Source organism: Pseudomonas sp. BF-B-15 (assembly GCF_019946675.1).
Classification (GTDB): domain Bacteria; phylum Pseudomonadota; class Gammaproteobacteria; order Pseudomonadales; family Pseudomonadaceae; genus Aquipseudomonas; species Aquipseudomonas migulae.
The window spans coordinates 1-6,126 of record NZ_JAGYFZ010000176.1 but is presented as its reverse complement, the minus strand read 5'-3'; the positions used below and the strand labels follow the sequence as shown (position 1 = coordinate 6,126).

Annotated in this window: 5 protein-coding genes; all 5 read right to left on the bottom strand. The window is 59.1% G+C overall.

What is annotated here, in order from left to right; genetic code table 11:
* Positions 1-74 precede the first annotated feature (74 nt).
* Entirely contained in the window at positions 75-1,325 is a 1,251-nt protein-coding gene (locus KGA97_RS28785) for a flavohemoglobin expression-modulating QEGLA motif protein (RefSeq protein ID WP_177318173.1), read from the bottom strand.
* 63 nt (positions 1,326-1,388) lie between these two features.
* Positions 1,389-1,943, bottom strand: a complete 555-nt coding sequence (locus tag KGA97_RS28780; protein ID WP_192417890.1) for a hypothetical protein — start codon at positions 1,941-1,943, stop codon at positions 1,389-1,391.
* Positions 1,944-2,101: 158 nt separating this feature from the next.
* The gene (locus KGA97_RS28775; protein ID WP_008034197.1) at positions 2,102-2,818 is read right to left on the bottom strand and encodes a TetR/AcrR family transcriptional regulator; all 717 of its coding nucleotides are present in this window, start codon (positions 2,816-2,818) and stop codon (positions 2,102-2,104) included.
* A gap of 102 nt (positions 2,819-2,920) precedes the next feature.
* Complete coding sequence (lysS, locus tag KGA97_RS28770; RefSeq protein WP_008034198.1) at positions 2,921-4,423, bottom strand: lysine--tRNA ligase; 1,503 nt, start codon at positions 4,421-4,423, stop codon at positions 2,921-2,923.
* A gap of 111 nt (positions 4,424-4,534) precedes the next feature.
* A protein-coding gene (gene prfB / locus KGA97_RS28765) for a peptide chain release factor 2 (RefSeq protein ID WP_157214382.1) occupies positions 4,535-5,630 on the bottom strand; the annotation gives its coding sequence in 2 pieces (ribosomal slippage) (positions 4,535-5,557 and positions 5,559-5,630; 1,095 coding nt in all).
* Positions 5,631-6,126 lie beyond the last annotated feature (496 nt).

Below are 6,126 nucleotides of genomic sequence, written 5' to 3'. Positions count from 1 at the left end.
ATAACATTCAACAGGCATGTTGACTGACACAACGCCTTCGCGGGCAAGCCTCGCTCCTACAAGGTATGTGTTGATTAGAGGATGTTGGAGTAATCCGCTTCGATCCGGTCCAGGCTCAGGTGGTTCAGGAAGTTGGAGAAGCACATCCACGCCGACAGCGCGTTCATGTCGCGGAACTGTTCCGGCAGGTATTTCGGCGGTACCACCAGGCCTTCGTCCACCAACTGGCGCAAGGTGCGCATGTCTTCCAGCGTAGTCTTGCCGCAAAACAGCAGCGGCACTTGCTCAAGTTTGCCTTTACGCACGGCCAACTGAATGTAGTTGTAAACCATGATAAAGCCCTTGAGGTAGGACAAGTCTTTGGTAAATGGCAGACCGTTCGGCACCGAACCACGGAAAACCCGACTGGCGTTGCCGTAGCTTTCCGCCATTTCAAAGCCCTGCTCGCGGAAGAACTCGAAGATCTGCAGGAAGTCCGCGCCCTCCTCCACCATGTGAATGGCGCGGGTGCGGTTGGTCAGTTTGCGCAGGCGGCTCGGGTAAGAGGCGAAGGTGATGATTTCCATCAGGATCGCCAAACCTTCCTGGGTCACCGTCGACGAGGGCGGCCCCTTGGACAGGAAGGTGCAGATCGGCTGGTTCAGACCGTTGAGCGTAGTGCCGACATGCACCAGCCCTTCATGGACCTCCAACGCCCGCACGTCACGCTCGTTGAACATCGCGTCGGTGCGGATCTTGATGTAGTCGGCGCCGGCCGCCGCATCGGCGACGATGCCGTCGGACTCGAACACCCGAATGGTTTCCTCGGCCTCGCCAAACACTTTGCTCAGCCGGGTTTGCAACAAATGCACGGCGTCCTTGGCGGTGAGGATTTTCGGCTCGTCCTTCAGGTCACCACGACCATCGATGTTGTTCAAATAATCGGAGAGCATCAGGCCGAGGTCGGACAGGGTCGGGTCACCGGCGTGAAACGCATCGGATGCCGCGCCATACAACTCCTGGGAAATCAGGCCGAAATCTTCTGTGCCGCGCGCTTCAAGCATGCGCACCACCATCCGGTATTCCTTGCACATGCGCCGCATGATCTGGCCGACCGGGTTGAACTGGCCAAGCTGACGGGTGATGTCGCGCTCGATGTTCTGGAATTCCAGTTTCACTTTGCTGGAGTCGAAGGACAGCGGCCGGTTCAGGTAGTAATCACGGTCCACCGCCGGCATTTCCTTGCCCTTGGCCTTGAGGAAACCCTTGCGGATGCTGTCGTCCCACTTCACCGCATCCAGGACGCGAATCGGCGTCTGCGCCAGCACAATGCGATCGGACAACATGCGTATCGTCTGCTGGTAATCGTCCACCCGAAACTCCTGTAGAAAAACCGTTATGTGCTGGGTTTATTTGGCTTTGGCCAGGCGCTGATAGCGCACGGCTTCGACGAAGACATCGGAATTGGCCGGATCGTCGAGGTAAGCGAAGACCTGGTCCATGCGTGTGTTGATCAGCACGCCGTCACCGTCGTCGGTCTGGAAACCTTCTCCGCTGAGGACTTTTTGCCCCAGGGCCTGGTTGATCTGCTCGAGGTCGAGGTTGTAGACCACCAGTTCATGCTTGTCGGTGAGTTCGAAACCGGCAATGGTGAAATGCCCGCCAAACTGCGCCGGGACTTTTGCCGACAGGTACCAGCGGTTGCCATGGCGCGAGACGGTGAAGGGATAGGCTTCGCGTTCCTTGGGTTTGGCCTTGAAGTAGCTGACCGCCTGATAGCGATTTTCGCCGATGCGCGTCAGCTCCAGATTCAGCGGCTCGCCCCAGGCGTTGGTGCTGGTCCATTTGCCGAGTAATCCTTTGGGCGCGGGGTCGCTCGTGGGCAATGGCTCCCTGAAGGTCACCAGACAGCCACTGAGCAGCAGGATCGACAAGGCGATCACAACGACGCGCCAGGCTTTCATTCAATACTCCCTATGAACACAGTCCCCGAATGCTCACTGTCCCTGTAGGAGCGTGGCTTGCCCGCGAAGGCGATGTGTCAGTCAACACATCATCTGTTGAATGTTAAATCGCCTTCGCGGGCAAGCCTCGCTCCTACAGGTCGCGGTTCATCGCAGGATCACACCGACGCCAGTACCAAGTGCATATACCGCGTCAGGATACCGAGCATTTCAGCTTCGGCGTCAGGCTCGGCGTCGTTGAGCAGCCCCTGATATTCCATCCGTCCGATAATCGCCGTCAACACTTTGGCATCCTGGTGTGGCTCACGGGAACCCAAAACCTGGAAAAGCTGACACGTACCCTGCAGGAGAATCTGCTGATGCGAGCGCACCAGTTCCGCCAGGCGCGGGTTCAGCAGCGCTTCCTGACGGAACGCCTGTTCGGCCATCAGGTGTTCGCGACGGTTGATCAGTTGCCGGTGAACATAGTCCGCCATCAACCGTGCAATGTCGTCCGCCAGTTGCGAGCGCGACTCGGGGCTGCCGTCGCCGCTGACGACCATCTCGCGCAGCAACCCTTCATTGTTCACCCACAACTTGGCCATGAACGCCGCGCTGCGTTCCACATATTGGGCAAAGGTATCGGTGAGCAAGTCATCGATGTCCTTGAAATAGTAAGTGGTGGCCGACAGTGGCACACCCGCTTCTGCGGCAACCGCACGGTGACGCACGGCCCGCACGCCATCGCGCACGACAATGCGCATGGCCGCATCGAGAATGTCCTGTCGACGCTGCTCGCTGCCCTGACGGCTGGCCTTGCGGCCCTGGTACTGAACACTTTCAGCGACCGCAGTGGCGATACCCGCTGCACCTTCTTGAGCCATTGCACGGTTCACGACAGGAATTCCTCTCTCATTTCAAAAGTAACCAATTGATACGTTTGTACCAGACAGGCAATAAAAAGCCGCCTGTTATAGGCGGCTTTTTAATTGAAACATTTACGCTTGCGGCCGCATGTGCGGGAACAGGATCACGTCGCGGATCGACGGGGAGTTGGTCAGCAGCATCACCAGACGGTCGATGCCGATGCCTTCACCGGCCGTTGGCGGCATGCCGTACTCCAGCGCGCGAACGAAGTCGGCGTCGTAGTGCATGGCTTCGTCGTCGCCGGCGTCCTTGTCGGCCACCTGCGCCATGAAGCGCTCGGCCTGGTCTTCCGCGTCGTTCAACTCGGAGTAGGCGTTGGCGATTTCACGGCCACCGATGAACAATTCGAAACGGTCGGTGACGTTCGGGTTGTCGTCGTTGCGACGGGCCAGCGGCGACACTTCGAACGGGTACTGGGTAATGAAGTGCGGCTGCTCCAGCTTGTGCTCGACCAGCTCTTCGAAAATCATCACCTGCAATTTGCCCAGGCCTTCGAAGCCCAGCACCTTGGCGCCGGCTTTCTTGGCGATGGCGCGGGCCTTGTCGATGTCGTTCAGATCATCGGCAGTCAGCTCAGGGTTGTACTTGAGGATCGAATCGAACACCGACAGACGCACGAACGGTTCGCCGAAGTGGAACACCTTGTCGCCGTACGGCACGTCGGTGCTGCCCAGAACCAGCTGCGCCAGCTCGCGGAACAGTTCCTCGGTCAGGTCCATGTTGTCTTCGTAGTCGGCGTAAGCCTGGTAGAACTCCAACATGGTGAATTCAGGGTTGTGACGGGTCGAAACGCCTTCGTTACGGAAGTTGCGGTTGATCTCGAACACTTTCTCGAAGCCGCCAACCACCAGACGCTTGAGGTACAGCTCAGGCGCAATACGCAGGAACATTTCCATGTCCAGCGCGTTGTGGTGCGTTTCGAACGGCTTGGCCGCCGCACCGCCCGGAATGGTTTGCAGCATCGGCGTTTCCACTTCCAGGAAGTCACGCTGCATCAGGAAGCTGCGGATGTGGGCGATGACTTGCGAACGCACGCGGAAGGTCTGGCGCACGTCTTCGTTGACGATCAGGTCAACGTAACGCTGACGATAGCGCTGTTCGGTGTCGGTCAGGCCGTGGTGCTTGTCCGGCAGCGGGCGCAGGGATTTGGTCAGCAGGCGCACGCTGGTCATTTCAACGTACAGGTCGCCCTTGCCGGAACGGGCCAGGGTGCCTTCGGCGGCAATGATGTCGCCCATGTCCCAGGTTTTCACCGCGGCCAGGGTTTCTTCGGACAGGGTCTTGCGGTTGACGTAGACCTGGATGCGACCGGTCATGTCCTGGATCACCATGAACGAGCCACGGTTGAGCATGATGCGACCGGCAACCTTGACCGGGATTGCAGCCTCTGCGAGCTCTTCCTTGGTCTTGTCCACGTACTGTTTCTGCAAGTCTTCGCAGTAGTTTTCGCGGCGGAAGTCGTTCGGGAAGGCATTGCCCTTGGCGCGCTCGGCAGCAAGCTTTTCCTTGCGCAGGGCGATCAGGGAGTTTTCTTCCTGTTGCAGGGCTTGCGGGTCGAGTTCTAGGTCGCTCATGTCTTTAGATATTCCATCTGGTTCGTTGCCCCCGGCCTGCGGCCGGGGATCGCCAGCGAGCTGGCTCCTACAGGGGATCGGGGGGTGTCAGCCGATCCCGTATTGCATTGCTTACAAGCCCGACTTCAGGCTCGCTTCGAGGTATTCATCGATATCACCGTCGAGTACCTTGTCGCAGTCACTGCGCTCGATGTTAGTGCGCAGATCCTTGATGCGCGAGGCATCGAGTACATAAGAACGGATCTGATGACCCCAGCCGATATCGGACTTGGTGTCTTCCAGCGCCTGGGACGCCGCGTTGCGCTTCTGCATTTCCTGCTCGTACAACTTGGCCCGCAGCATTTTCATGGCGGTGTCCTTGTTGGCGTGCTGGGAACGTTCGTTCTGGCAGCTGACCACGGTGTTGGTCGGTACGTGGGTGATACGTACGGCCGAGTCGGTGGTGTTTACGTGCTGACCACCGGCACCGGAGGAGCGATAGGTGTCGATCCGCAAGTCTGCCGGGTTGATTTCGATTTCCACCTTGTCGTCGATCTCTGGCGAGACGAAAACCGCCGAGAACGAAGTGTGACGACGGTTGCCGGAGTCGAACGGGCTCTTGCGCACCAGGCGGTGTACGCCGATCTCGGTACGCAGCCAGCCAAAGGCGTATTCGCCCTTGATGTGCACGGTCGCGCCCTTGATGCCGGCGACTTCACCGGCCGACAGTTCCATGATGGTGGCGTCGAAGCCGCGTTTGTCAGCCCAGCGCAGGTACATGCGCAGCAGGATGTTGGCCCAGTCCTGGGCCTCGGTGCCACCGGAGCCGGCCTGGATGTCCAGGTAGGCGTTGTTCGGGTCCATTTCATGGCTGAACATGCGGCGGAATTCAAGCTTGGCGAGGTTTTCCTCGAGACGGGCCAGCTCGGCGACGACATCGCCCACTGCGCCTTCGTCGTTTTCTTCGACGGCCATGTCCAGCAGGTCGCGGCAATCGGCCAGACCGGTGTTCAGCTCGTCCAGGGTATCGACGATCTGTGCCAGCGCAGAGCGCTCGCGGCCCAACTCCTGGGCATATTCAGGTTTGTTCCAGACGCTCGGATCTTCAAGCTCGCGATTGACTTCGGTCAGACGCTCGTGCTTTTGATCGTAGTCAAAGATACCCCCGAATAGTTTCGGAGCGCTCGGACAGGTCCTTGATGGTGTTAAGGATCGGGTTGATTTCCATGGCGGGCAGCACTCGTTGGCGAACTTTTGAAAGCCGGCGAGTATAACGGCAAACGGCCGGAAACGGCAGCCCGCTTGGCCGAAAAGGCCCGGTGTGTTTTCGGAGCGGCCGTACACCGATCAACTGTAGGAGCCGGCTTGCCGGCGATGGCTTACTAAGATCCAGACTCTGTTTTCGGTCGGAGTACATATCCGTTCTTTTGGTAACGGCGGCTATCGGTTTCGCCCTTACGGCGAGTCACTTGGAAGAGCCCCAAGTAACCAAGGGCTCTTGCCCCTTTCGTTCGGTGCCTCGCTGTGGCTCGGCATGCCCTCGCTCCGGTCCTGCTCCGTGGGCCCGCCGCCATCGGCCATCCATGGCCGGGGGCGGCTAACCCGGCATCCATGCCGGGTTGCCCACTGCGCAGAACCTGCGCTCGGCCTCTCGAGGGGGCGCTCAGATCAAAAGCGGAAGGCGAGCTAACGCTCGGCCTGATGAGTGGTGGGAATCAAAAGCA

Coding starts and splice junctions, on each gene's coding strand:
- KGA97_RS28785 (WP_177318173.1), bottom strand. CDS start 1,325: ATGTTGTCCGATCGCATTGTGCTGGCGCAGACGCCGATTCGCGTCCTG.
- KGA97_RS28780 (WP_192417890.1), bottom strand. CDS start 1,943: ATGAAAGCCTGGCGCGTCGTTGTGATCGCCTTGTCGATCCTGCTGCTC.
- lysS (WP_008034198.1), bottom strand. CDS start 4,423: ATGAGCGACCTAGAACTCGACCCGCAAGCCCTGCAACAGGAAGAAAAC.